Origin of the sequence: Roseovarius sp. A-2 (assembly GCF_002072155.1) — a bacterium.
Taxonomy (GTDB): Bacteria; Pseudomonadota; Alphaproteobacteria; order Rhodobacterales; family Rhodobacteraceae; genus Roseovarius.
The window spans coordinates 38,053-64,799 of record NZ_BDIY01000013.1; the positions used below are offsets into that span (position 1 = coordinate 38,053).

A 26,747-nucleotide genomic window follows, 5' to 3' on the forward strand; every position below is an offset into this window, starting at 1 on the left:
GTTTGGCGTAAACGGGGCTCTGCAAAATAAGCCGCCAAGACATTGGTTCCGAACTTGTTTCTCGATGCTTCTATTAACGAGCCTTCACGTTCGGGAGGCCAATGGTACGCTCTACTCCAAAGCAACAATAAAACCTTCAGTCAAATCTACCAGACCGCTTTGAGTTGATCGAAAAGCGCAGCCATGACCGGCGCCTCTTTCTGCGCTTCCAAGGCAAGGACGCATAGGCAGGCAGGAATTCTCTGGGTTTCGCAGACGGTCAACCCGTAGGCCTGACGTTGGTGCAACGCGATGGACTCACGACAAAGGCTAAGCCCAACGCCGGAACGCACCATTTCCAGCATCGACGCCTCGTGGTCGACCAGCGCCACGGAATTCTGCACGACGCCGTGACGGGAAAATATCCTGGTCAAAAGACGATTGTGGACCGACACCGCCGTTGTCCCGATCCAGGGAAGCGCCGCAAGTTCGGCCAAGGACGCATCGCCGACCCGCGTCTCCCAGCCGACGGGGGCGATGATGCGATAGTCAAATTGAGCCAGTTTCAGGGTCTGAAGGGGCTGTTCCGACGGGATTTCGCCAATTTCTTCGGGTGCGCAGAGATAAAAGCCGATGTCGATTGTTTGGCGTTTCAATTTGTCGAGGATTTCGCCGCTGACCCCATGAACGAGTTCGGTGACAATCTCAGGATGGTTCTCTTTCAGACTGCTCAGCAATTTGCCAAGGCGGATGAATTCGGGATCCACGATGGTGCCGATCCGCAGCTTGCCCGATATCTGGCCGCTTTGCGTGCTGGCGCTGCGTCGCAGATCGGCCATGGCGTTCAGAACTTGTTCGGCCTTGGGCAGCAGGGCTTTTCCATCCTCAGTCAAATCAAGCCCGTGCGGGGTGCGCCGGAACAAGGTGATTCCGGTTTCCTCGCTCAATCGCTTGATCTGGTGGCTGATGGCTGGCTGGGTGAGGTGCAGAAGTTCCGCAGCGCGCGAAACGCTCCCTTCTCGTGCCACGGTCACAAAGGCCAAGATATTGTTGGGGTTAAACAATCTCTTCATATTATCAGATTTAATATCAGGTTGAAAATTATGTCATTAGGAATGTGTCTTTTGGCTTTCTAAACCTCCATAAGTTGATGCGCAGGGAGGAACGTATCGCACCGCTGACATCTCGTCCCGGTTAAGGGGCGGAACAACGGGGGCTGGTGCTTTCTTCGATGCCGTTGAACAAGCAGGAGGGTGTGCCAAGATGTCAGTGGTCGGGGAAGATTTCGATTTCATAGTGATCGGCGGAGGGTCGGCGGGCTGCCTGCTTGCCAACCGGCTGAGCGTCGATCCAGGCAACCGGGTGCTGCTGCTGGAGGCCGGGAAGGTCGATAACTACCCATGGATTCACATTCCCGTTGGCTATTTGTATTGCATCGGAAACCCGCGCACCGATTGGATGTATAACACCGAGGCCGACAAGGGCCTGAATGGCCGGATCCTGCGCTATCCCCGCGGCAAAACCCTTGGCGGCTGTTCGTCGATCAATGGCATGATCTACATGCGGGGGCAGGCGCGTGACTACGACAATTGGGCCAAGCTGAGCGGGGAAGAGGCCTGGAACTGGGGCAACTCCTTACGTGATTTCATGGCCCATGAGGACCATCACAAGCTGGATGGCGGAGCCGACCCGAAGACCGGGGACAATAGCCGGTTTTCCGACTTGCACGGCCATGGCGGCGAATGGCGGGTGGAAAAGCAGCGCCTGCGGTGGGACGTGCTTGATAGCTTTGCCGATGCCGCCGCGCAGGCAGGGGTAGAAAAAACCGACGATTTCAACAGCGGAGACAATGCCGGGGTTGGCTATTTCGATGTCAATCAGCGGTCGGGCTGGCGCTGGAATACATCAAAGGCCTTTTTGCGGCCGGCGAAGTCAAGGCCCAACCTGACGGTCTGGACCGAGGCACAGGTTGAGAAGCTGACCTTTGGTAGGGATGAAAGTGGCGCACTGCGGTGCTGTGGGGCGCGGGTCAACCGCAAGGGTCAGACCGTGTCTGTGTCAGCCAGCCGTGAGACAATTCTGTCGGCCGGAGCGATCAACTCGCCGCAAATCCTGCAACTCTCGGGGATTGGTCCGGCTGCGCTGTTGCAGCAGCACGGGATAGAGGTGCTGCGCGACGCGCGGGTGGGCGAAAACCTTCAAGATCATCTACAGATCCGTGCAGTTTACAAGGTCAAGGGCACGCGTACGCTCAACACCCTTGCGGGCAACATGTTTGGCAAGGCGATGATTGGTGCGGAATACTTGTTGAAACGGTCCGGCCCGATGAGCATGTCGCCAAGTCAACTGGGCGCGTTTACGCGCTCTGATCCCTCCCGGTCGCATGCCAATCTGGAATACCATGTGCAACCGCTGAGCCTCGAAGCTTTTGGCGAAGATCTGCACGATTTCCCGGCGATCACAGTCAGCGTTTGCAACCTCAACCCCACGAGTCGGGGCCATGTGCGCATTCGTTCAAACGACTTCCGCGATGCGCCGATGATCTCGCCCAACTATCTGGCCACCGAGGATGACCGCAAGGTTGCAGCCGACAGCCTGCGCCAAGTGCGCGAGATTATGTCGAAGCCCGCGATGCAGCCCTATTACCCAGAAGAACACAAGCCGGGCCTTCAGTATCAAAGCGACGAGGACCTTTCCAAACTGGCCGGCGACATTGCCAATACGATCTTCCATCCGGTTGGCACGGTCAAAATGGGGAAAGACGGCGATGACACGGCTGTGCTCGACCCGCATCTGCGGCTCAAGGGCGTGTCGGGGCTGCGCGTTGTGGATGCGTCGATCATGCCCGAAATCACCAGCGGCAACACCAATTCCCCGACCTTGATGATCGCGGAAAAGGCAGCTCGGTGGATCCTTGCAGGCCAATAGGCCGGCGCGTTTGTCAATCGGAGGAAACATGCGCAACTCGTTCTCAAACCTTCCCTTGACTGGGGTCAAAGTGGTCGATTTCGGTCAATACATCGCCGGGCCCGCCGTTGCGATGCTGCTGGGTGATCTGGGCGCCACGGTTGTGCATATCGACCCGCCGGAGGGGCCGATGTGGGACAGCCCGGCCAATGCCACGTTGATGCGAAACAAGTTGATCGTGAACCTTGACCTGAAATCCGACCAAGGGCTGGCCGACGCCCGCGCGCTTTGTGCCGAGGCCGATATCATTGTCGAAAATTTCCGCCCCGGAAAGCTGGCTGCATTGGGCATTGATTTCGCGGCGATGCGCGAAGAGCGGCCCGAGTTGATCACTGTGTCCCTGCCGGGGTTTGCCTCCAACGATGCCGAGCACCGCGAATTGCGGGCCTTTGAAAGCGTGGTGGCAGCGAGTTCGGGCGTGTTTACCGACATGGGGCTGAACCGCGTTCTGATGGGGTTGAACCCCTCGTTCTCGCCGCTGCCGCTGTCATCCGCCTATGCCTCGCAGATCGCGGCCTCGGCGACGGTTCTGGCGCTGCAATCACGTCAGTTGACCGGCTTGGGCGACCAGATCGAGGTGCCGCTGGCGGCGGCCGTGATGGAGGGGTTGTGCTACAACTCAATCAAGGTGTCGGACATGCCCGAACGCTACCTGACCCAACGCGAGATCGAGATCGAGCGACGCCGCGTCGAGGGCCTGCCGATGAACGTGTCCTATGAGGACTTGCAGGAGCTGCTCGATCCGTTCTTTCGCAGCTACATGTGCAAGGACGGGCGGATGTTCTACGTGGTTTGCCCCAGCCACAAGCATCACGCGCGCCGCTGCCTTGAGGTGCTCGGCCTGTACGAAGAGATGATCGAAGAGGGGCTGCAGGAAGAGGACGACACCTACAAACCCCAGTCCGAATGGGTGTCCGACACATCGCTCGGAGTTTATCCGATGCCAAAGGAATGGGCCGACAAGATCGCCGCGCGGATGAAAGAGGTCTTCATGACCCGAACCTCGCATGAATGGAAGCGCATGTTCGGGCGCGCGGGCATTCCGGGCGCACCGCAGCGTTGGCTGCAAGAGTGGATCAACGACGAATACGCCGAGGCGTCTGGTTTGATGATCGACGTCTGGGACCCGATCTATGGCGAGATGACCCAACCCGGCCCGGTGGTCTGGATGGAGGAAAGCGGGGAAGACGCGCTGTCGCCCGCGCCGCGCCGCTGGGTCGAGGTGCCCGAGGCCTTGAAAGTACTGCGCAAGCTGCGCACCGACATCCCCGACCCCGAAGACGGGATCGCGCAAGAGGGCTGGCTGTCAGGCGTTCGCGTACTGGATATGTGCAACGTGATCGCCGGACCGCATGCTGCCAGCTATCTGGCGCGGTTTGGCGCGGAGGTGATCAAGCTCGACCCGGCAACACCGCTTTATGACAGCTGGAATACCGTGATCTATGGCCTGAGCCAAGGGCGCGGCAAGAAGTCGATCCTTGCCGATGCCAAGTCCGAACACGGACGAAAGGTGTTGGAGGATCTGGTGAAATCCGTCGACGTGATCTTCTGGAACGCGCCGGACAGTCAGATCAAACGGATGGGGCTGGACGCCGAGAGCCTGCGCAAACTGAACCCCGAAGCGGTTTTCTGCAAACTCGATTGCTTTAGTGGCGTGCGGCGCGGCGTGCGCACCGATTACATCGGCTATGATGATCTGGTGCAGGCCACCACCGGGATCATGCTGCGTTTTGGCGGAGCGATGGACCGCCCCGAGGAGCACGCCCATGTCGGCACCATTGACGTGATGTGCGGCTTTGGCGGCGCGTTGGCGGTGGCGTCGGCGCTCTATCAAAAACACCGGTTCGGACGCATCGGGCGCGGGCGCACCTCGCTCAGCGCCAATAGCGGGCTGCTGCAAATCCCCTTTGCCTATGACTATCGCGGGCGCGGGCTGTTCGATGAACCGTCCGGCCCCGAGGTCAACGGCTACGATCCCCTCAGCCGCTTCTACAGCACCGCATCGGGCGTTTACATCCTGCTCAGCGCCTATGAGACCGATCTGCCGCGATTCCGCAAAGTCGAAGATCTCGAAAACCTGCCTGATATTCCTGAAGAGGAGCGCGCCGCCTACCTTGCCAGCGCCTTCCAATCGCATCCCGCGGCCAAATGGATAGAGCGCTTGCGTGCGGCCGATATCGGCTGCGCTATCTGCCACAACATCGAGGCGCTGCGGTCAGAAAACCTGCGCGACCCAGACGGCACGCCCGGCACCGATCGAGGCAGCTATTCCTTCTCGCAGTACGCCGATCATCCCAGCGGGCATGAGATCGTTCAACTTGATCCCTATGCTGTCCGCCCTGTGCGCGGGCGTGTCTATACCCTGCCGCCAACCGAAAAATTCGGTGCCTCCACACGCGCGATCCTTGGCGATCTCGGTTATTCCGATGCCGCGATCGAGCGGATGTTGAAATCCGACCAGGTCAGCGAAAGCTGGAGTACAGAATACCTGCCCAGTTAAGGGCCGGGGGCGAAGGGGGCAGTCTGCTTCCTGCGTCGTATTGCAGTGTGCTGGGCCCTTGGCTCGCCGCATCGTCCATCAGGTTCGGACCTGTCACGTCGAATGGATGTTCGACGAACGGAGGAGGCTGTCCGCGCCTAAGTGCCAGAACGGAGGAAATATGGCAGATAAACCCCCATTGATGGATCTTCAGATCCCGACCGCAGACAGCGGTTTCTATTCCGGTTTCGCCAAAAGCGTGGCGATCCCGTCTAAAATCCTTGTTGCCGCGTTGATTGTCTGGGCCATCAGCGTGCCCGATAACGCGGCCGCCGTGCTCAACGCGATGAACGGGGCGATGCTCAAAAGCTTCGCGAGTTGGTATGTCTACGTCGTCGCGCTGTTCTTAATCCTTTGCATTGTGCTGGCTCTGATCCCCAAGACCGGGCGCCTGAAACTGGGCCTGCCCGAGGACCGCCCTGAATTTTCGCGATTTTCGTGGTTTTCGATGATGTTCGGTGCCGGAATCGGAATCGGCATGCTGACCTTTGCCACCGCCGAACCAATGTATCACTTCGCCAAAAATCCGAATGTCATCATGGGCGAAACGACCGGGTCTGCGGCGGATAACGTGACTGCGGCCTATGTGTGGTCGTTCCTGCACTGGGGCTTTTCGGCCTGGGCCTGCTATGCGCTGGTTGGGCTGTCGCTGGCCTATTTTTCCTATCGGCGCAACCTGCCGCTGACCGTGCGCTCCGGGCTGACGCCGCTGTTTGGCAAGCGCATGTCGGGGTCTGTCGGGCATGTTGTGGATATTGTCGCGGTTGTGGCGACCATCCTTGGCGTGGCGCAAACCCTTGGTTTTGGGGTTGAACAGTTTGTCGCCGGGCTTAACCGAGTGGGCTTTGGAGACTGGATCGTCATGGCCGACGGGAAACCCACAGTTGCAGGCATCATGGTTGCCCTGATCGTGATCCTTGGGGCTTCGACCCTGTCGGCACTGTCGGGTGTGGGCAAGGGCATCAAGTGGCTGTCGAACCTGAACATGGGGCTCAGCTTCTTTCTGCTCGCCTTTTTCATCCTGTTCGGCTCCACCTTCTTTGGCCTTGGTGCGCTGTTCTCGGGGTTGATCACCTATCTTATGGAACTGCCCGGCCTTTTGCTCACCGTCTGGCATGCGGATGGTACCGAAACCGGCGATGCGCTGGCCGCGTGGCAGGGGGGGTGGTCAGTGTTCTACTGGGCCTGGTGGATCGCCTTCGCACCGTTCGTGGGCGTCTTCCTTGCTCGCATTTCTCGCGGGCGCAGCATCCGGGAATATGTGATGGGCGCCATCGTGATCCCGTCGCTGATGTGCTTCGTCTGGTTCACGGTCGTCGGGGGCACGGCGATCGACATGACGCTGAACGGCTCCGCAGGCGATGCCATTTCAGACGCCGGCCAGGAGAGCCAGCTTTTTGTGATGCTCGACCTCATCTTGAGCGGCGGGCTGGCCTGGATCATGGCGGCCATCGTGGTGGTGCTGTTGCTGACCTATCTGGTCACAACGGCGGATTCCGCGATCCTGATCGTCAACACCATCAACGCCGCTGGAGAGGAAAGCCCGAAAGGCCGAATTCACATCATCTTTTGGGGTGTCGCACTCAGCCTCGTCGTGGGTGGGTTGCTTCTGGTTGGCGGGCTCAACGCTATCAAGACAGCCATGGTGATCGGTGCACTGCCATTCAGCTTTGTGATGTTTCTGATGTGTGCAGCGTTGATCAAAGCGGTCATCAAGGACGGGGTCCGTGAACGAAACGGCGTGCAAAGTGTGAGCTACCCCCCGAAATTCGGACACTGACATAAGCTACGATTTTCAGTCTGCTGATCTTCGACGAGAAGGAGATCAGAGATGTCGAAACGCAAGCAGCACGCGCCCGAGTTCAAGGCGAAGGTCGCGCTGGAGGCCCTGAAGGGCGAGACCGAGCAGAACCTCGGCCTGATGCGGCGGCTCGACGAACAGTTCCTGGAAACGCCGTTCTTCGGTGTTCGGCAGATGACCTGGCACCTGCGCAACGACGGTCATCTGGTGAACGAGAAGCGCATCCGCCGGTTGATGCGCGTGATGAGGCTGATGCCGATCTACCAGAAGCCCAACACCAGCAGGCCGGCGAAAGGACACAAGACCTATCCCTACCTGCTGAGAGGTCTGAGGGTGGATCGTCCCAACCAGGTCTGGTGCTCGGACATCACCTACCTGCCGATGCGGCGCGGATTCCTGTATCTCGTCGCCATCATGGACTGGCATACCCGCAAGGTCCTGGCCTGGCGGATCTCGAACACGCTGGAGGCCGACGTCTGCGTCGAGGCGCTGAACGAGGCCATCCACAAGTTCGGCCCGCCCGAGATCATGAACACCGACCAAGGAGCTCAGTTCACGTCCTTTGCCTGGACCGACCGGTTGCGCCGGTCCGGCGTGCGTATCTCCATGGATGGGAAAGGCCGGTTTCTCGACAACATCTTCATAGAGCGGCTGTGGCGGAGCCTGAAATACGAGTGCGTCTACCTGCATGCTTGGGAAACCGGCTCGGAGGCAAAGGCAGGCATCCGAAAATCGATGACCTTCTACAATCCACGTCGCCGCCACTCAGCACTGGTTGGAAAAGCCCCGTCGCTTTCGAACGGAAGGTGGCTTAAACGAGCACTTGGGGCGGCACAAAAGCGGGACACGTCCACGCCAACTTGTTCGCGCGGGACTTGCAACATTTCAAAAGTGATACGCATTTCTTGAACATCTACCGCACGATCACGAACTTCGACATCCAATAGCCCCGTATAAACCGCTCCCAATGAACCAAGCACGCCACCTAAGAAGCCCAGCGAAGGTGCAAGCCAAGGCGGGTTAGCCCTGTATGGAGACTTTGAGTGTTCTGCGTCAAATTGGCTTTTCGCCAAATCACTTGCCGCTTTAGAAGTCTCGATATCTGCGGTGACCTTTTCCCGTTCAAGGTCATGCTGGGCACGTAAAAGTTCGAGGCGAGCACGTTCAATATCATTTGATTCCATACGTCACCTTAAGCATTCCTTGGAGTGGAGCTATCAGTAGTTTTGTAATGAGGCGGCGTTTTGGCCGAAACGCATACGTTTCTGACACTGGCGAAAACGACCGTGTTTGGCGCTTAGGCATGATTATGGATATGCCCGCGTGGACTTTTAACTGCGCATGATTTCAAGGAAAGCGGCTCGACAGGTGTGGTGTGCCAACTCCTTGTTGGGCTGAATGCAAGAGAGTTCGTGATCTCACAACCTACGGCACTCTTCAAAAAGGCGAGGCAAGTGGCAGACTTGAAAACATCTGCGCAAAGCGCAAAACTCCTCATAATACTAATTTGCTTTGGAAATATCGGATTTGGAGTTTTGGAAATGAAAATGATTAGACCACGTTTAGTTCCCATTGCGCTCATGTTGGCGGTTTCGGCGTGCATTCCCTTGTCTTCAGAAACAGCGGCGTCTGACGAATCGCCGCAAGCCGTCAGTTTTCAACAATGTGGTTTGCCGCAGAGTCTGGAACACATGACCCGTCGTGATGGCACACGAACTGTCGTCCATGACGGGGCTGGAACGATCGGTTTCATCTCAAATTATGCAGTGAATACAGATGGCGCGCCAAACTCTTATCATCCTGATGATCTGGGGGGATCCGGCGGGTTGGCGATAAACACGATTTGTAATGGTGCAAATGCCTTTTCTGCATCAGGTCAGCGGTACAATTACAGCCAGTGCCAGCCATTGATCGACACTTTCAGACAGGCAAGGTCAGAAGGTTGGAATAAACCCGGTGGCGCCCGCATGGATTTCTATGGTGTCGCTACCAAGGACAAAACCGACGCGGTGCCTTGCATAAATGAGTCTGGAACATATGCAGGGTACATGGTGTCTACGACTTCGCTTGCGGCGGACCCGTCTTTGGGCGTTTGCAATCAAGAACGTTATCTGAATGCGCTTGAGGTAAATTTTATCATTCGGCCCGGCTCCAAGTTGAATGGCGTTGGGATGAACTTGCGGGACATTGCAGCTGTGGTAAATACCGAGACAAATGATATCCATTTCGCAATCGTCGGAGACACGGGACCTGCAACCGGCTTGGGTGAAGGCTCTGTTGCGCTGCTCAAATCCTTGGGGCAGAGGGACGATTTTCCGCGTACGCGTCGTGAAACGTATCGGTACGGACAAAACGACGTAGCAACATATATTTTTCCGGCGGCGGATTTGGCAGGGAATGTCACGCAAGACCGCATTGACGCTGCGGGGAAAGCTGCAATGGAGGCGTTTGGCGGGAAAGACCGCATTCTTTCATGCAACCAAGAATTGCTCGGCACGCAATAGGTTTGGTACCGGCTACGAGGCGTGGGTGATGAAGCGCCTTATGGCTGCATCAGATCCCTGTTGAAACATTATGATTTGCGGGTAATCAAACGACCGCTTCGTCCCGCAAATGGCTCATTGGTTACGTCGAGGTTACCGATGCAGATCGTGGCTCAAAACTAGAGTTTGTGAGCCAGGGCAGAACCGACCGTTTGTTGGACGGCTTCACCGAAGCCGACATTGGAGCAGGCGCGGCAAAAGCTCACTTTGTCCCGGCAGTTTACCAGTTCGCGGAGGATGCAGCGAAGGTCGGCTTGCGCAGTTTCGATCCAAGGCCATTGAGTCCGCTTCGGTCGCGACAAAGCCATTTTGAGAGAAAGGGAAAAGATCAAAAAACAGACCATCCGACAACGCCGCTTGCAACACCAGAAACAAGCCGCATAATCAATCACACAAACGAGCCAGAGCCTCTAATGCTCAAGCCGCTCTGATGTTCCATTTTATATGACGACGGACAGACCAGGGCTCCACCCTGAATGCCAAACTCCCGCATCAGCCGTTCGACGGTGCAGCGGGCCACGCAAAAGCCCTCCCATCGCATTGCTGCAGAACACCTATACTGGGTGCGCTTTGGCGCGCGGCTCGACGCGCTGCGGGCCTTGCTCCGAACTGAAGGGATCAACCTATGGCGTCCTTTGTCGCGGACACGCCGCAACGCCGGTTCGGTGAGGCGTAGATCGCAGCCCAACGCAAGGTCATGGCCCGCCCGGTAATCCGTGACCGGGACAAGTTTTTCTGGGTTGGGATCAGACTGTTCGGCAGGCTTTGCTTGCAGGCTCCTGATGCCGCATGCTGAACACATTCGGCGAATGACCGGATCGACGGGCCGCTCTGCGACGGAGCGTGTCCAGTTCGAACTGGCAGGTCAGGGCCGATCCTCGCAACCAAGTGCGCGAGACGCTCGTAATTCGCAGAGTTCTTAGCATGTTCGTAGCATGCTGGCCTCGTTTGGTTAAAAGTCGATATCGTAACTTTGCAGCGTGACAAATCCAGAAAAAGGGACCGCTTCTCGCGGCCCCAATCTCAGGTCAAGTCACAGATTACTTTGTGGCTCCGACATCCGGCCTTGGATCTGACACGAAGCCATCAGCGTTTGGCATCTTGACTTTGGCCAGAGTATCCGCATCAAGCGTGGTATCGGGATCATCGCTGATGATATCCGCCCGCCCGAGAACATAGGCGCTGACGGCATAGACCTCATCGGCCGAGAGCGAGCCCGGCGCATTCATCGGCATCGCGCGATGCACGTAGTCGAAGAGCGTGCTGGCATAGGGCCAGTAGCTCTCGACCGTCTTGACCGGCTTTGCATCGGTCAGCGTTCCGCGCCCACCGATCAGTTTCGGCGCACCGATGTCCTTGTTGCCCTCGAGGTCTGCCCCGTGACAGGCCGCGCAGGTTTGGGAATAGACCTCCTCACCCTCAGCGTAGGTGCCCTGTCCGGGCGGCAATCCACGCCCGTCCGGCATCGCGTCTATGTCGATGCGGGCAATCTGCTCGTCCGTTGCGGGCTGTCCAACCCCGAATTCAAGATTGTCCGGGTTGATGTCCCCCACGCTTTGGGCGCTGGAGGCGGGTGGCTGCATCGGCGCGCGCTCATCGTATTCGCCGATCCTTTCAGGAAGTTCGGCGACCGTGCGAGGAGGCTCGCTCTCGCTCGAGTTTTCTTGCGCGATACCCGGGCCCGTGGCCGCCATCGCGAGGGTGCATAGCAGTGAAAGTTTACGCGTGAACATTGGTCACCTCCCCGTCTTGTGCGATATGCCAGCTTTGGATGGCGTTCAGGTGATAGACCGAGTTCAGGCCCCGCACGTCGACCAGTTCCGGCAGGGTCGGCTGCACATATCCGGTTTCATCGACCGTGCGGCTTTGCAGCACCGCTTCCTCGCCCGTCCAGGTCCAGGGAATTCGGAATCTGGTGTGGCATTTCGGCAGAACTGGCCCGTCCAGAGCCGCCTCCCGCCATGTCGCGCCACCATCGGTCGAGACCTCGACCTTGGTCACCTTGCCACGCCCGGACCAGGCAAGCCCGGTGATTTCATAGAACCCCGGTCGCGGCAGCTTCATTGCACCGGACGGGAAGGTGATCACCGATTTCGCCTCCATCTCCAGCGAGAACTGTCGCGCCATTCCATCGGGCATCAGGTCGGTATATTTTGAGGTTTCCTCGCGGGTCATGAACGGCTTGTCGCTGACCTCGAGCCGACGCAGCCATTTGATATGGGTATTGCCCTCATAACCCGGAAGCAGGAGCCGCAACGGGTAGCCCTGTTCGGCGCGCAGCGCCTCGCCGTTCTGGGCATAGGCGACGATGGCGTCATCCATCGCCTTGTCGATCGGAACCGAACGGGTCAAAACGGCCGCATCGGCACCTTCAGCCAGAATCCAGGCCGCGCCATCCGACAGACCGACCATCTCCAGCAATGTTGACAGGCGCACGCCGGTCCATTCCGACGTCGAGGTCAGGCCGTGCGTGCCCTGAACCGTCTTCAGCGTCGGCTCGTCCCATTCGGTCAGACCGTTGCCGGAGCACTCGATGAAACAGATACGGCTGACGGCGGGCAAGCGCTTGATGTCGTCCATAGTGAACCGCATCGGCTCGTCGACCATCCCGTGCAGGATCAACTCATGCGTTTTTGGGTCAATCGCAGGGATACCCGCGTGATGCCGCTCGAAATGCAGGCCCGAGGGCGTGATAACACCGTGGCCGGAGGCCAGCGGCGTCATTGACCAACTGGAGTCGAGACTGGCTGTGGGATAACGCCAGCGCACCTCATTCTCGAACTGTGAGCGGGAGCCGTATCCACCGTCATCGAGGATCGTGCGTCCTTGTTCCTTGGTAGGGTCTGGTTGCACCCGGTGCTCGAACGCTCCCGGGGGTGCATCGGCGGTGGCCTGACCGGCCGTGAAGGCGGCCCCGCCCAGGGCAATGCCACCCGCCAACATATTCCGACGCGTCAGGCCGTTGAACATGCCCTCCTTGCACTCACAGTCCTCCTTATCAGGTGCCCCGGCGAGCATCTGGCGTTCGATCTCGACCAGGCTTTCTGCCATGTGACGTTCCGTGGGCCCGTATCGTGACGCGGAAAACCTTTTATTCCTTGGCATTGCATCCTCCTCCGTTAATTTCATATTTCACCAAGCAAACTCATCCATTCAGTGTATAATTCCCACTGAGTGATAATGTTGCCCCATAAAGTGGGAATTTGTAAATGGATAATCGCAATCTTGCTGTTCTCGAGGAGATCGCACGTCTTGGTGAGGAGGCCACGGCGCGGCGCATCGCAGACGAGGTGACCTTGCCACAAGCCACGGTTTACCGGCGGATCACCGACCTTGAGAACCTGGGCCTGGTCGAGCGCGCGGGAAGACGTTATCGCATTGGGTCAAGGCTTTATCGATTACTCGCGGCGGGCACCTCGACAAGCGAATTGGTGAGCGCGGTATCGCCTGTTCTGTCGGGCATGGCCGAGGCCACAGGCGAGGCAACATTTGCGGCGCGGCTCGTAGAGAAAGGAATAGATCTTTTTCAGACCTGCGTTCCGGTCAATGCTAAGGCGGCGGTCGTCGTTCCGAGCAAAGGCCTCCGCCCCGCGAGTATATGTTCCGCTGCAAAGGCAATACTTGCGCATGTTCCCGGCACCTTGCAGAAGGAGATCATCGCCGCGGCCGAGCCTTTGTTCCCTGATCTGCCGGCGAAGAAAGCCGCTATGCTGGAAGGAGAGCTTGATCAAATCCGCGATTGCGGTATCGCCTATTGTATCGGTGAAGAAGACCCTGATCTTGCGAGTGTTGCCGTTTCCACGCAATTGAACGGTGCCTTTGGCCAGATGTGTGTTGGAGTCGTGGGGCCGCGCGGTCGCATCATGCGGAAGCTCGAAACTGATCTTGAAAAGACCCTCAAGCTTCATGGTGCCAAAGTCGATCTCGATGGATAAGTTCGTCCGCGTTTCAGCGATTCACGACATCCCAGTTTTACATGGCGGTGAGTGTTCATTTCGAATGGCACGGCGCAGTATTCAAGAATTCGGGCAAATGGCAGGTCTGGGCCGTCCATAAAGACAACAGACGTTTCGATCTCGATGGCCGATCGCCAGAAGGAATACCATCAGAGGCATCAACCTCGAAAGAATGATCGGTGCGAAAGACCACTGAGCAGGTCATTTCGCACCGTAGATTGCGAGGGCTATAGCTTGCCTTCCTCGATTGTGCGAATTACTTCCGCAAGGGTCTCGACCGCATCCCGAAGCGGGTTCGGCAAACCTTTCATTTCCTTCGCGAGCTTTGCGTAGCTGTGCAGGGCCGGACTGACCGCCTGTTTCGAAGACGGGTTCTTATGCGAAAGCAATGCATCGATGACTTGGGGGGAATTCCAAATAACGTCAAAATTGTCGCTCCTGTACGCCGAAGATCATGACGATGCCAATCGCCTACGCTCGAAATCTCCTGAAGCTGCAATTTCGAACGATTCCAGTTTCCGAGTTGACCAAACTCTTGGTTAGGAAACAGTAGATCGTCATTTTTTCGGCGATCGAAGCCGGGAAGCGCCTTTAGCAAATCAATAGCAGCATCCGACAGCGGATGTGTCACCTGATGACCGCCCTTGACTCGCTTGGTCCAGGTTTTCTCTTCGAAGTTCACATCCCGCAATCGGGCGGCTTCAACTTCCTCCCTTCTCGCCAAGGCGTGCTGGATAGCGGCGAGGTGCCTGGGGAAAACTCTGGTATCCACCGCCCGATAACTGTGCCGATGAGTATTTGCATCCATATCTGAACGAGCTGGAGCGCTCCAAGGTGATCGACCGGCTGGACCAGCTGGGTGCTCCCGCAATTGTAGAACTTCTGAGCACGATCGCAGCCAATGAGGATTCGCTGAAACGTCTGCAAGATGAGGTTACGCGCACCGAAGCTGTTGCGCCCCATGTCGATAAAAACCGCGAGCGCCTGACCCAGGTAAACGGCGAGATTCAGCAATATGATCAGGGGATCGGCGCTCTAAAGCGTGAAATGGCGTCTTTACCAGCGGTAGAAAGTCGTGCGGGGAATGCCCAGCATGTCGAGGGTCATCTTGGTGGGCAGGTGTGATCCTTCAACAGTGCGGATGATCTCCAGCTTCTCGGATGCAGGGTAGCTCATTCCTCGACCTCCCCAGCCCCTGTCATGCTTTTTTTGAGCAGACCCGATGTCTGTCCCTCGACGGGCGTGCTTTCAACATTGCCTGTGGTCAGATCGACATCGGCAATGCATTGACCGACATGTCGCGCGGCCAGACTGCGGGCGTGCCACAAGCGGACGGATCAACCCAGGTCGAAGCAGTGATGGACGCAAGCCATGTGGCATCATCGGTCTTTAACATGGCGATTTTACCGCTCGAAGCTAACGTGCAATTCATAACCGTGATGGCAAGGGATATGCCGTATATCGGGCGCGGCTGACAGCTCGGTTATTTCTTGGCGACAGTTTGCTTGGAAATGGTGCGGGTCAGAAGCTGACCCGCTTCCCGAATTTTTGCATTTCCGCTTTTTCGTAATCAGATGAGCAGCAACACAGCCGATCTTGGGTGCAATGGCCGCTATCGCGCCCGCCTGCGTTTCATAAGAGCCTTGATGCTCAAACACCATTCGGACCGCCCGCGCGCGGACCTCGGGCGAGTAGCGATTTGCCATTTTCGCCTTTCGTCATAACCATCATTCTTACCTAAGTTGATGGTCTCCGACAAACCCGGGGCGGTTCATATCTACAATCACCTGCCATGATCGCAGCCTATCTCGCAGATGGACCGGCTTGTGCGCAGGTCATCTTCGAGACGGGCAGAATGGCCCCCATGCTTTATTACGGGCTGGTCAAGCAGGGCGTCCCGGTCCAGTGCGTTGAGAGGACTATCCCACCGCTACCGTGGTCCAATTTTGCACCGGCGTTCTCACATTTTGTGCAGCCGTGCAAAAATCCGCAACGAGAAGTACTATGACCAGGTCAGTGGCTGTTTTGCCCAAGGTATTTTCATGCATCGGGAACAATCAGACCCGCGCCTACTGGACCTTCGAAATAGGCGACACAGGTATCGACGAACAATTGAACCAGTCTTCGTTTTGGCCCCGGTGCGAACCCGAGCGAGACAGTGACGCCGCTTGCACTGTCGGCGATAGGAAGGCAGCGTATCTCTTGCCCGGCATAGCTTTGAACGTCGCGGGGCTTCATGTTCAACAAGGATATTCCCATCCTTGATGCCACAAGGGACCGGACCATTTCGGTTGAATTGGTGGTTGCGACGATACGCAGGTCTGTGCCTCCTTGTTCAAGGAGTTCCAGATAATACCCACGCGCGGCGGGACGGTCTAAAAAGATCAGCGGCTCGGCCACGATTTGAGAGACCGTCACGGCATCGCAATGTGTAAAGGCATGGTCCGCCGGACATAAACAATAGGTGGGCGCAAAAATAAGCGATCGCGTTTCAATTTGTGGGTTTGGCAATTCTTCGACAAAGAGGATCACGTCGAACTGACCGTCCAGCAAACCCTTCTGAACAGAGTCGTTGTCGCCTTCGGAAAAGGCAAAGGCCACATCTGGGTGCGCGCCTGAAATATCTGCCGCAAGATCTGGCAGGAAAGCCGGAGCAATTGGCGCATTGTAGCCAATTGCCAGATTGCCGGAAAAACTCGACTTCAGATCAGATACACCCGACAGTAACGTGTCATAGCGCTCCAGCAGATCATCGATGCCTCGCGCCACGTCCCGGCCTGCCAGTGTCGGGAATATCCCCTTCGCCCGTGCTCGCGTGACCAGCGTCATGCCAAACGCCGCCTCCGCCTGATCCAGTGCTGCGGCAATTGCTGATGGCGTCACATGCATGGCGTCTGCGGCGGCCGTTATGCTGCCACGCTGCAAAGCTGCTTGGACGTAGCGCATCGCGCGAAGAGACAGGGCCATGCCATAACCTTAGATTTTGTGAGGTAATACCTCGCATAAAAACATTTTTCAAAGGATTGTTTTTTTGCGAACCTTTGCCAAGCCGAAAAAGTGGAGCGTGAGATGAAATCCAGAACGAAAGTTGTCGTCATCGGCGGCGGCATCGCGGGCTGCTCGACCCTGTATCACCTGACGCAAGAGGGATGGTCCGATGTTGTCCTGGTCGAGCGGGATGAGTTGACCTCTGGCACTACATGGCACTCGGCAGCTCAGGTCACGAATTTCGGCATGACCCAGACAATGGTGGGCCTCAAATCCCACTCCATCGCCCTCTATCAGAAGTTGCGGGACGATCCCGAATACCCGGTGGGCTATCACCATGGGGATGGCGGCATCCGGCTGGCCAACACCGAGGCGCAGATGCAGGGCTATCGGCACTTCGCATCAATGGCGCGAGGTATGGGCGTGGAATATGAGGTCATCGACGCAGAAGAATGCGCGCGCCGTCACCCATTGATTTCGACCGAGAACCTGCTTGGCGGGCTCTGGGATGGCGAAGACGGTGATATTGATCCCGCTCAGCTTTGTCAGGCACTCGCCTTTCATGCGCGCAAGGCCGGGGCAGAGGTCTATCGCAACACCCCCGTGACCGGCCTGACCCAGCACAAGGACGATACGTGGACCGTTCACACCCAACACGGTGACATAGACTGCGATGTTGTCGTCAATGCGGGCGGCTATCGCGTCAACGAGGTGGCGGCGATGATGGGTGTCCAGCATCCGGTCGCATCCATGGAACACCAGTATTTCATAACCGAGGATATCCCCGCCATCGCCGAAGCTGGGCATCGGATGCCGCTGCTGCGCTGCCCGATCTCAGACTACTATTCCCGTCAGGAAAAAGGTGGCCTGCTGGTCGGATTTTACGAACAGGATTGCAAGACCTGGGGCATGGATGGGATCAGCCCGAGCTTCTCCAACGACCTTTGCCCCGATGATTTGGATCGGGTGATGGACGTTCTCGAAGGCGCGTTCGAGAGGATGCCCGTGTTGGCCGAGGTCGGCATCAAGCGCATCGTGAACGGTCCGATCACCTACACGATTGATGGCGCACCGTTGGTTGGCTCTATCCCCGGCAAGCGTAACGCCTACTGCATCATCGGCCTGCGCGCGGGGCTAGGCGAAGGCGGCGGGCATGGTTGGCTTCTTGCGCAGCAGATTGTCCATGGCGAGGCGTGCTATGACACATGGGTGATCGACCCGCGCCGGTTCTCCGGGCATGCAACCGTGGAACTGACCGCGCGCAAGGCGATCGAAGACTATCAGAACGAATTCAGGTTTCATTTCCCGCACGAGCATCGCCCTGCCGGACGAAACGCTAAGGCGACCCCTTTGACGCCTGTCCTGGCAGCCGAAGGCGCGGAATTCACGGTCGTCAACGGGTGGGAGCGTGTGGACTACATCAAGCCATCGCCGGATTTCCGCCCGTCGCTGAGCTTCGACTTTGACGAGGCATTCCATGTGGTCGCGGCCGAAGTGCAGAACGTCGCCACCAACGTGGGCCTGACCGAAGTCAACGGGTTCAATCGGATTGAGATCACCGGCGCCGACCGTCATGCGTTTCTCGACCGGATGATCTGTGGCACCGTTGCAGCGCGCGCGGGCCGTGTCGGCCTCGGTTATCTCTTGAACCACCAAGGCTGCATCAAGTCCGAGGCAACGATTGCCAATCTGCCCGCCTCGGATCGAGGGCCTGAACGGGTCTGGTATGGGTCGGCGGCGGCCTCGGAATACCACGACATGGATTGGCTGACGGCGCATCTCGAACCGGGTGAAGATGTCCAGTTGCGCAGCCTGACAAACGATCAAACGATCCTGGTTTTGGCCGGGCCAAAGGCACGCGCGGTCCTTTCAGACTGCGCCAGAGGCGATTGGACTGCTGAGGCCTTCTCATGGTTGTCCGTGAGAGACTGCTGTATCGGCTTCGCGCCAGCCACCGTCATGGGCATCAGCTTTTCCGGTGAACTGGCGTATGAAATCCATGTGCCGAATGCTTCGCTCTATGCGGCCTATCTTGCTTTGCGCGAAGCGGGCGAGGCGCATGGGCTCAAACTTTTTGGCGCGCGGGCGGTCGACTCCATGCGCATGGAAAAAGGGTTCCTGCATTGGAAAGCCGACCTATTAACGGAATTTGACCCGTTCGAGACGGGACTCTCGAGGTTCGTTAAGCTGGACAAGGGCGAGTTCATCGGAAGGGCTGCTCTACTGAAACGCCAGGAGACCGGGCCGGGTCGCAAGCTGGTGACGCTCAGGATCGAGGCGCAACACGCGCCGGCACATCCGGGTGCATCCTTGATGCGTGGGGATGACGTGGTTGGCACGATCACATCCGGAGACTACGGGCATCGCGTTGGCATGAACCTCGGCTACGCCTTCATTGCACCCGAATTGGCCAGAATCGGGGCCGCGATGGAACTGGATCTGTGTGGTGAACGCGTTGGTGCAAAGGTCATCGAACCATCACCGTACGACCCAGATTTCGGACGGATGCGAAGCTGAAAAACGCGATTGAAGAAGTATTCCGCCGAGGAGCCCCAGCTGCCTGGGATTGGGCAGAACAGCGATGTACACGGAGTCATGAATGGCGACTGCACCTGAGCAATTTTCGTAAGGAGGAGTTCACCCAGGCGGTCACCGGAAATCTTTGGCGAAAGAACGCTTCGTCCAGCACAGCCTTTATCAGATCGGCAAGAATGCTGCGCGATGAACGAATGGCCGTTCTGGTGACGCTGCCGCGCGGCATTTGACACATCGGCCAGCGGCGGCTTTGGGCCGGTCGCGTCGGTGGCGCGAGCACCGTTGTTACCAGGTGCTGTGTGTTTGCTGCGGCGCGGGAAAGATCTTGGCCAGTATGCGGAGGTTTTGGGCGGTGGCGGCGAGGAGAAATTCGTCATTTGCACTGTATGGGCCACGTAATCGGAGCCGTCCCAGGCCGAGGATGCGTTTGAGGTGGGCAAATAGCATCTCGACCTTTTTCCGGAGCCTCATCGAGATGTCGTATTGCGGGTCTTGGCGATGTCGCGGGCGACCTGGCCGGCGTCTTCGTGCTCTTCGCGGGTGATCTTGCGCGCCTCGGCGTTGGGGCAGCATTTGGCTTTGGATGCCGTATTCGTCATGATCCACCTTTGCGCTATCTGGTCTATCGCTCCGTGATGCTCGCGAGGGTCTTTGGTGTCACAGGATGCGGCGTCTCAGGAATGCCGAGATGACTTCGCCCATAATCACCAGCGCGATGATGGCGAGCAGGATGGTGGCGACTTCGGGCCAGTTAAACGTGTCGATGGCGCCTTGCAGGATAATGCCGATGCCGCCCGCGCCGACAAGGCCGAGCACGGTGGATTCGCGCAGGTTGATATCCCAACGCAAGATCGCGACCGCCCAGAAGGTCGGCATGACCTGCGGGATGATGGCATAGACGATAACCTTGAAGCGTGAGGCCCCCGTGGCCTCCAATGCTTCGACAGGGCGCGTGTCGATTTCCTCAATCGCTTCACCGAGCAATTTGCCGATAAAGCCGATCGAGCGGAACATGATCGCGATAATACCAGCGACGATGCCGGGGCCGAAGATGGCGACGAAAAGCAGCGCCCAGATGATCGTATTTACCGACCGCGACGTTACCAGGATCAACCGCCCCAGCCAGAGCGTCGCGCGGTTGGGTGTGGTGTTCTGCGCTGAGATATAGGCCACCGGCAGCGACAGCAGCACGGCGAAAGCCGTCGCGAAGGTCGCGATGTTCACCGTGTCCCACAGCACTTTGAGGATCGTATCTAGGTTGGTGGGGTCCGGCGGATACATCCGCCCGAATAGGTCGCCGATCTGTTCGGGCGCACCCCAGACCCAGTCCCAGACCACCCTGATCGAAGACAGCGCCCAGATGATGGCCAGCGCACAGCCCGCGAGGGCGCCCCAGCGGGTCAGTTTTTGTCTCAAGGTGAACCGGGTCCAGTCGTCACGGCCAAACTGATCGGAAATTGAGGTCATTGGATACGCTTCCGGATAACGCCGCTGACCGCCTCGGAGAGCAGGATCACGGCGACGATGACGATGGTGATGGCAAGCGCGAAATCATAATCATAGCGCCCGAAGGCATTGGCGAGGGTGGCACCGATCCCGCCTGCCCCGACGATACCGACTACGGCCGAGGCGCGCAGGTTTGAATCGAGCTGATAGATGGTCAAACCGATCTGACGCGGCATGATCTGTGGGAAGATCGCGTAAAACAGCGTCGAGAGATAGGGCGCGCCTGCGGCACGCATCGCTTCAACCTGGCCAAAGTCGATCTCTTCGATTCGTTCGGCCAGCATCTTGGCAACGAAGCCGATGGAATAGATGATCAGCGTCAGCACCCCGGCGAAGGGGCCAAAGCCCACTGCCTTGACGAACAGGATTGCGACGATCACCGGATGAAAGCTGCGTGCGATGATGATGATCGCGCGGCCAAGGTAAAAGATCGGCAGCGGTGCAACGTTGCGGGCCGCCATAAAGGCGATGGGGATCGACAACAGCACCCCGCCCGCCGTCGATAGCACCGCGATCTTGAGACTTTCGAGGAAACCGTCGATCAGCAGGCCGCTGCGTTCAAAGCTGGGCGGGAAGGCGCCGCCAAAGATACGCCCGGCGCGTCCGATGCCTTCGGCGACGCGGTTCCAGTCGATGGGCATGGTCAGGCCCACCCAGCCAAAATAGCCGATCAGGCCGAGGTAGACCGCCCACCGCAACACAGGATTGGCGATAAAGGGCGGCTTTACCCAAGTGTCGCGCGGCGCGCTCATGAGGCTTTGACCATGTCACCGCCACGGTCGGCGTGCGGGCTGCCGGCATAGATTTCTTCCATTGCGGCCTCGTCCAGCTTGTCGGGCTTGTCGTCAAAGATGATGCGGCCATAGCGCATCCCGACGATACGGTCGGTATATTCCTTGGCCTCGGTCACGTTGTGGATATTGATGACAACCGGAAGCTTCAGCTCTCCGGCCAAATCGCGCAGAAGGCCCATGATCTGCTCGGAGGTCTTGGGATCGAGCGAAGCTGTCGGTTCATCCGCCAGCAGGATCTCGGGCTGTTGCATCAGCGCACGCACGACACCGACCCGCTGGCGTTCACCACCCGAGAGCTGATCGGCGCGAGAGTTGGCGTATTGCGCGATGCCAACCCGCTCCATCAGCTCAAAGGCGCGGCGAATGTCGGCCTTGGGATAGTTCCGCGTAATCGCGGACCAGGTCGAGATATAACCCAATCGCCCAGACTGGACATTCTCCATCACAGTCAGCCGATCGACAAGGTTGAACCCCTGAAACACCATGCCGATCTTGCGGCGCGCCTCGCGCAGGTCCTTGCCGCGCAATGCGGTCAGTTCGGTGCCGTTCAGTACGATGCTGCCCGACGTCGGCTTGACCAGTTGATTGATGCAGCGCAGCAGCGTGCTTTTACCGGCACCGGACGAGCCGATAATCGACACAACACTTTCGCCTTCGATGGTCAGGTCAAGGTTCTTGAGAACAGGCTCGCCAGTGCCGTAGCGCTTGACGAGGTCAGTGATTTTCAGCATGAAAACGCTTTCTTTGCGGGGCCGCCCAAAACGGACGACCCCGGCGGGATGATGTCACTCGGCGGCAAGCCCCTGTGGCGTGTATTCAACGCCGTTGGCCTTCTGGATCTGGCGGATGACGGCCCATTGATCCTTGTAGGTGATCGGGATGAACTTGCTGACACCGGTGAATTCCTCACCCAGTGCCGTGCCTGCGAAATCGAAGCTAAAGAAGGCTTCCTTGATCTTTTCCTTCAGCTCGGGCGTGAGATCATGCGCCATGCCGTATGAGGTTGTCGGGAAGGGATCGCTTTCCCAGACGATGCGGACGCCTTCAGGATCGTAAAGACCGCGCTCGGCCATGCGATCCACCACTTCCGACGCCACCGGGGCCGCATCATAATCGCCCGCGACAACGCCCAGCATCGATTGGTCATGGCTGCCGGAATAGCTGACTTCGTAATCCTGATCCGGGGTGACGCCCAGATCGGGGAACAGCGCGCGCGGTGCCAGGTTGCCTGAGTTGGAGGTCGGCGAGGTATGCGCGACGCGCTTGCCTGCAAGGTCGGCCATTTCCTTGATGTCGCTGTCGGCCTGGGTATAGACTTGCAGTTTATAGCCGAACTGACCGTCATCAGCACCCATGATGGCAAAGGGAACATTGCCCGCAAGGTTTACAGCATAGGGCGTCGGCCCAGTGGAGAACCCCGCGATATGCAGGCGGCCAGAACGCATTGCTTCGACCTCGGCCGAGTTGGACTGCACTGCAAAGAACTGAACCTTTTTGCCGGTCACCTCTGAGAGATGCTCGATGAACGGGTTCCAGATGTCCGCGTAGATCGCCGGATCCTCGACCGGCGTATAGGCAAAGACCAGCGTGGACGGGTCCTGCAATTTGCTCGCATCCGTCGGCGCATCGGCCACGAGATCGCCATCTTCGTCGCAATACATCGCGTCGAGCGCGCCGCGGTTTGAACAATCGGCCTGCGCGAATGCGCTACTCGCCGTAAGGGTCAGGGCCGTTAGAAGGCCGACCCTCAAAATCGTATCCATAGGCATGTTTTTCTCCTCCCTATTGCATCCCCCGTCATACTGCGGCGATGTCGCCAAGATACCATCACCAAAGTCTGCGATTTGCAACATGTTCTGTGACATAGCGATTGTCATGCAGATCGTCGCTATGCGGGGACGCGCCCTATCATCCTAAGCAGGGGCTGGAGGTTATCTGGACGACGACACCATCCGTGGCTGGTATAAGTGCTACCAGCACAGTGGCTGTGGAGCGCTTGCCTATGACGGCTGGAAGGGGGCCGTCCCGTAGGACGCGGGCACAGGAGGCTGCGTTATGCAGCTGGCTGGAGGGGCACTTTTGCCGCTCAACGGTCGAGCCCCGAGCCCAGATCGCTGCTGAATTTGATCTGAAGTATTCACATTCCGACTGAAACGGTCCTCCGCTACCAAATTTCCCCAGTGTTTTCGGTAACTTCCTCTTGTGGGTGCTTAATCCCGGAGTCGCGGTTGGTTTTTCTGGGTGGCGCCGGGGTGGCGAGATCGTGTGGATGCTCACCACAGCCAGATTGCCCGGCGCCCGCAGTGGACTTTTGGTTGCCCGCAACCCCTTCAGTTTGCGCAAGCGGGTGGTATGGCAAGCACGTCGCATTCGGCCTTGCGCAGGACCGCTTCTGCCACGCTGCCTAAAAAGAACTTGGCAAGGCTACTTCGCCCATGGGTGCCGACCATGATGAGATCGGCCTTCTCTTCATTTGATGCCCTGAGTATTTCTTCTGCGGTTCCATGGAGGTCTTGCCGCAAGATCCGCTTTGGCGACCGCCATCTGGATGCCCCAACAAAATCAAGTAGGTTGCGTGTGGCTTCCTTGCGCTGCGTTTCAAGGTAACTTTCCCGGCTATCTGTCGGCAGCGTGTGCCCCATGGCGAGGCGGACCGCCGGAGCGTCATAAACATACAGGATTGATGCATCTCCTTCCTGTGCGAATCCCAGTGCCGCACAGACGTTCACCGCCGCCTTGGCACCTTCGGACAGATCACTTGTCAGCATGACATGGTGATAGCGCCCCACCGGCGGCGCATTGACCATGAGAACGGGACAGGCAACGGAACGAATTGTCCGTTCAGCAGTCGTGCCGACGAACACATCGCGCAGCGCTCGTCGCCGATGCGCACCGATGACGAGGAGATCCGGACCCTTCTCCTCAACCGTCCGGACAATCCCTTCAAAAGGATCGGCCAGCACGACGCGGATTTCGCATGCAAGTTCATCGACAGTTCTCACAGTGCTCCGCAACTCGCGCAGCAATTCGGTCGCGGTGTCGCGTTCAGAGTCAACGATCCGCTTTGGCTGATCATCGTCGACCACATGAATGATGGTTAGCGCGGCACCAAACTGCCGCGCCAACAACGTCGCCCGCCTTAGCGCCCGATCAGAGCGCTCGGAAAAGTCAGTGGCCAGCATGATCTCTTTCATGGAATGCTCCGTCTTGTAGCGTCGTTGGCGACTTTTTCGTTTAACCATGGGGGCATGGCGTTCATCTTGATCAGGATCATCTGGATATCATCAATATTCGCTATTATGGAGAAAACCAAAGCGAACAGGCGGTCCCGATGACACATAAAATGTATCAGATGGCAATTCATGCTGCCAATCGAGTCGACGCAGCGACGGACAACGCCTGATGGAGACGCTGATCCACTCCCCCTTCGCGGAAGTCGCCGTACTTCTTGTCATGGCCGCAGTCATCGGTCTATTCGGCATCCTCCTACGGCAACCGTTGATCGTCAGTTTCATCGCTGTAGGTCTGATCGCGGGGCCGTCCGCGCTCGACGTTGTGCAGTTCGATGCGCAGATTGATCTGCTCTCGGAGCTTGGCATCGCGGTGCTTCTGTTTCTGGTCGGCATAAAACTCGATGTGAAACTCATTCGCTCTCTGGGTCAGGTCGCGCTCTTGACCGGTCTGGGGCAGGTTCTGTTCACCTCCGTATTCGGCTACCTGATCGGGCTCGCGCTTGGGTTAGGGCATATTTCCAGCCTCTATATCGCGGTGGCGCTGACATTTTCCTCCACCATCATCATCGTCAAGCTTTTGTCGGACAAGCGTGAGATCGACAGCCTGCATGGGCAGATCGCGCTTGGTTTTTTAATCGTGCAGGATCTTGTGGTTGTACTTGCGATGATCGTGCTCTCGGCGATTGGCATCGGCGCAGTGAGCGAAGACGGCGGACATGGGGGTGGTTCGGTCCTGCTGATCCTGATTTCAGGCGTGGCCATGGTCGCTCTGGTCGTTCTCTTTGTTCGCTATATTGCCACCCCATTGACTGAGCGATTGTCGCGGGCACCCGAACTCTTGGTAATCTTCGCCATCGCCATGGCCGCGATGTTTGCGGCCATCGGAGAGGTTGTCGGCCTTGGCAAAGAGGTCGGCGGTCTTCTGGCGGGCGTTGCGCTCGCCTCGACCCCATATCGTGAAACCATTGCCGCCCGTCTGGCCCCCTTGCGCGATTTTCTGCTGCTGTTTTTCTTTATCGCGCTTGGCTCTGCGCTGGACCTATCACTGCTGGGGGCGAATGTGGTTGGTGCCCTTGTCTTTTCGCTCTTCGTGCTGATTGGTAATCCGCTGATTGTGCTCGTTATCATGGGGGCGATGGGGTATCGCAGGCGCACGGGCTTTATGGCAGGTCTCACCGTCGCGCAGATCAGCGAGTTCTCCCTGATCTTCGTAGCCATGGGTGTCTCACTCGGACATGTGCGACAAGACGCGCTGGGGCTGGTCACCATGATCGGGCTCGTAACGATTGCCGCCTCCACATACATGATCACCTATTCGCACTACCTCTACGCGTTCTTTGAACCGCTCCTTGGTATATTTGAGCGCCGTGGCACTCCGCGTGAACCTTCTGAGGCGGGGACGCATCGCGACGATGGTATCCCGGTCATCGTCTTTGGGCTGGGGCGGTTTGGGACTGCAATCGGGATGCGGCTGCAAAAACGCGGCATCAAGGTGCTGGGGGTCGATTTCAATCCGTTGGCCATTCGCCGCTGGCGCGACCTTGGTCTCGAAACCGAATTCGGGGATGCGACGGACCCTGAGTTCGTGGCCGAGCTGCCTCTGCCGCAGGCAGACTGGATCGTCTCGACGGTTCCGGTCCATCCGACAGGGCTCAGCCACGAGGACACGCGGAGCACACTTATTCAATTGGTGCGCACCTCCGGTTTCCGTGGTCGGATCGCCGTCGCCTCTCATCACTCGATTGATACAGAGGAATTGTTTGCTTCCGGGGCAGATCTAGTGCTGGAACCTTTCCAGGATGCCGCAGACCGTGCTGTTGATCTGATTTGCGGCGCTGAGGAAGAAGAACGAACGGAAATCCCCCGGATTGAAACCGAAGACAGCCAGAGCGCGTAGGCTTCGGGT

General features: G+C 58.0%; 19 protein-coding genes and 5 pseudogenes. 12 read left to right on the forward strand and 12 right to left on the reverse strand.

The window, feature by feature from the left end:
• Nucleotides 1–146 precede the first annotated feature (146 nt).
• Nucleotides 147–1,052 carry a LysR family transcriptional regulator gene (locus BHD06_RS14450; protein WP_080457684.1) on the reverse strand — a complete coding sequence of 302 codons (906 nt, stop codon included), beginning with the start codon at nt 1,050–1,052 and terminating at the stop codon, nt 147–149.
• Nucleotides 1,053–1,242: 190 nt separating this feature from the next.
• Between BHD06_RS14450 and BHD06_RS14455 the strand changes: the two genes are divergently transcribed.
• The 5 genes and pseudogenes from BHD06_RS14455 (at nt 1,243) to BHD06_RS14475 (ending at nt 9,790) form a co-directional block, all read left to right on the forward strand.
• Nucleotides 1,243–2,907, forward strand: a complete 1,665-nt coding sequence (locus tag BHD06_RS14455; RefSeq protein WP_080457685.1) for a GMC family oxidoreductase — start codon at nt 1,243–1,245, stop codon at nt 2,905–2,907.
• Between the two features lie 28 nt (nt 2,908–2,935).
• A complete protein-coding gene (locus tag BHD06_RS14460) occupies nt 2,936–5,446 on the forward strand; it encodes a CoA transferase (protein WP_080457686.1) in 2,511 nt (836 codons plus the stop codon).
• Nucleotides 5,447–5,606: 160 nt separating this feature from the next.
• Nucleotides 5,607–7,265 (forward strand): BCCT family transporter, encoded by a 1,659-nt coding sequence (locus tag BHD06_RS14465; protein WP_080457687.1) that lies wholly within the window; start codon nt 5,607–5,609, stop codon nt 7,263–7,265.
• Nucleotides 7,266–7,376: 111 nt separating this feature from the next.
• Nucleotides 7,377–8,195, forward strand: a pseudogene (locus BHD06_RS14470) (IS3 family transposase); the annotation flags it as partial.
• Nucleotides 8,196–8,740: 545 nt separating this feature from the next.
• Nucleotides 8,741–9,790 carry a glycoside hydrolase family 75 protein gene (locus BHD06_RS14475; protein WP_139784747.1) on the forward strand — a complete coding sequence of 350 codons (1,050 nt, stop codon included), beginning with the start codon at nt 8,741–8,743 and terminating at the stop codon, nt 9,788–9,790.
• Nucleotides 9,791–10,869: 1,079 nt separating this feature from the next.
• On the opposite strand, the gene BHD06_RS14480 is transcribed toward BHD06_RS14475, so the two are convergent.
• Together BHD06_RS14480 and soxC are read right to left on the reverse strand one after the other, a co-directional pair.
• Nucleotides 10,870–11,562: a c-type cytochrome gene (locus BHD06_RS14480; RefSeq protein WP_217805675.1), complete on the reverse strand. Its 693-nt coding sequence runs from the start codon at nt 11,560–11,562 to the stop codon at nt 10,870–10,872.
• Entirely contained in the window at nt 11,549–12,880 is a 1,332-nt protein-coding gene (gene soxC, locus BHD06_RS14485; RefSeq protein WP_254892429.1) for a sulfite dehydrogenase, read from the reverse strand. Before soxC ends, BHD06_RS14480 begins: the two co-directional genes overlap by 14 nt.
• 158 nt (nt 12,881–13,038) lie before the next feature.
• Here soxC and BHD06_RS14490 point away from each other — a divergent pair, with 158 nt between their 5' ends.
• Complete coding sequence (locus BHD06_RS14490; protein WP_080457690.1) at nt 13,039–13,764, forward strand: IclR family transcriptional regulator; 726 nt, start codon at nt 13,039–13,041, stop codon at nt 13,762–13,764.
• Between the two features lie 328 nt (nt 13,765–14,092).
• Here the strand turns inward: BHD06_RS14490 and BHD06_RS24770 are convergent, their stop codons facing one another.
• Nucleotides 14,093–14,467 carry a tyrosine-type recombinase/integrase gene (locus BHD06_RS24770; protein ID WP_376764854.1) on the reverse strand — a complete coding sequence of 125 codons (375 nt, stop codon included), beginning with the start codon at nt 14,465–14,467 and terminating at the stop codon, nt 14,093–14,095.
• Here BHD06_RS24770 and BHD06_RS24365 point away from each other — a divergent pair.
• On the forward strand, nt 14,420–14,599 hold the full coding sequence (locus BHD06_RS24365) for a hypothetical protein (protein ID WP_254892430.1): 180 nt from the start codon (nt 14,420–14,422) through the stop codon (nt 14,597–14,599). The genes BHD06_RS24770 and BHD06_RS24365 overlap by 48 nt on opposite strands.
• Before the next feature lie 20 nt (nt 14,600–14,619).
• Nucleotides 14,620–14,910: a hypothetical protein gene (locus tag BHD06_RS23075; protein ID WP_139784749.1), complete on the forward strand. Its 291-nt coding sequence runs from the start codon at nt 14,620–14,622 to the stop codon at nt 14,908–14,910.
• On the opposite strand, the pseudogene BHD06_RS23080 reads toward BHD06_RS23075, so the two are convergent.
• A pseudogene (locus BHD06_RS23080) lies at nt 14,845–14,997 on the reverse strand (IS3 family transposase); the annotation flags it as partial. The gene BHD06_RS23075 and the pseudogene BHD06_RS23080 overlap by 66 nt on opposite strands.
• Between BHD06_RS23080 and BHD06_RS14500 the strand changes: the two are divergent.
• Together BHD06_RS14500 and BHD06_RS24375 are read left to right on the forward strand one after the other, a co-directional pair.
• A pseudogene (locus tag BHD06_RS14500) lies at nt 14,985–15,260 on the forward strand (3-oxoacyl-ACP reductase); the annotation flags it as partial. The pseudogenes BHD06_RS23080 and BHD06_RS14500 overlap by 13 nt on opposite strands.
• Before the next feature lie 308 nt (nt 15,261–15,568).
• Nucleotides 15,569–15,700, forward strand: a pseudogene (locus BHD06_RS24375) (IS110 family transposase); the annotation flags it as partial.
• 125 nt (nt 15,701–15,825) lie between these two features.
• On the opposite strand, the gene BHD06_RS14510 reads toward BHD06_RS24375, so the two are convergent.
• Nucleotides 15,826–16,752, reverse strand: a complete 927-nt coding sequence (locus tag BHD06_RS14510) for a LysR family transcriptional regulator (protein WP_080457693.1) — start codon at nt 16,750–16,752, stop codon at nt 15,826–15,828.
• A gap of 102 nt (nt 16,753–16,854) precedes the next feature.
• Between BHD06_RS14510 and BHD06_RS14515 the strand changes: the two genes are divergently transcribed.
• Nucleotides 16,855–19,290 (forward strand): FAD-dependent oxidoreductase, encoded by a 2,436-nt coding sequence (locus BHD06_RS14515; protein ID WP_080457694.1) that lies wholly within the window; start codon nt 16,855–16,857, stop codon nt 19,288–19,290.
• Between the two features lie 303 nt (nt 19,291–19,593).
• On the opposite strand, the pseudogene BHD06_RS14520 reads toward BHD06_RS14515, so the two are convergent.
• The 6 genes and pseudogenes from BHD06_RS14520 to BHD06_RS14545 all read right to left on the reverse strand — a co-directional run.
• A pseudogene (locus BHD06_RS14520) lies at nt 19,594–19,889 on the reverse strand (transposase); the annotation flags it as partial.
• A 76-nt stretch (nt 19,890–19,965) separates the two neighbouring features.
• Complete coding sequence (gene phnE / locus BHD06_RS14525; RefSeq protein ID WP_080457695.1) at nt 19,966–20,775, reverse strand: phosphonate ABC transporter, permease protein PhnE; 810 nt, start codon at nt 20,773–20,775, stop codon at nt 19,966–19,968.
• Nucleotides 20,772–21,566, reverse strand: coding sequence for a phosphonate ABC transporter, permease protein PhnE (gene phnE / locus BHD06_RS14530; RefSeq protein ID WP_080457696.1), 795 nt, complete (start codon nt 21,564–21,566; stop codon nt 20,772–20,774). Before phnE (BHD06_RS14530) ends, phnE (BHD06_RS14525) begins: the two co-directional genes overlap by 4 nt.
• A complete protein-coding gene (gene phnC / locus BHD06_RS14535) occupies nt 21,563–22,339 on the reverse strand; it encodes a phosphonate ABC transporter ATP-binding protein (protein ID WP_080457697.1) in 777 nt (258 codons plus the stop codon). Before phnC ends, phnE (BHD06_RS14530) begins: the two co-directional genes overlap by 4 nt.
• Before the next feature lie 54 nt (nt 22,340–22,393).
• Nucleotides 22,394–23,377 (reverse strand): phosphate/phosphite/phosphonate ABC transporter substrate-binding protein, encoded by a 984-nt coding sequence (gene phnD, locus BHD06_RS14540; RefSeq protein ID WP_080457731.1) that lies wholly within the window; start codon nt 23,375–23,377, stop codon nt 22,394–22,396.
• A 561-nt stretch (nt 23,378–23,938) separates the two neighbouring features.
• Nucleotides 23,939–24,802 (reverse strand): universal stress protein, encoded by an 864-nt coding sequence (locus tag BHD06_RS14545; RefSeq protein WP_080457698.1) that lies wholly within the window; start codon nt 24,800–24,802, stop codon nt 23,939–23,941.
• 208 nt (nt 24,803–25,010) lie between these two features.
• Between BHD06_RS14545 and BHD06_RS14550 the strand changes: the two genes are divergently transcribed.
• Nucleotides 25,011–26,738, forward strand: coding sequence for a cation:proton antiporter (locus BHD06_RS14550; protein ID WP_254892431.1), 1,728 nt, complete (start codon nt 25,011–25,013; stop codon nt 26,736–26,738).
• The last annotated feature ends 9 nt before the right edge of the window (nt 26,739–26,747 follow it).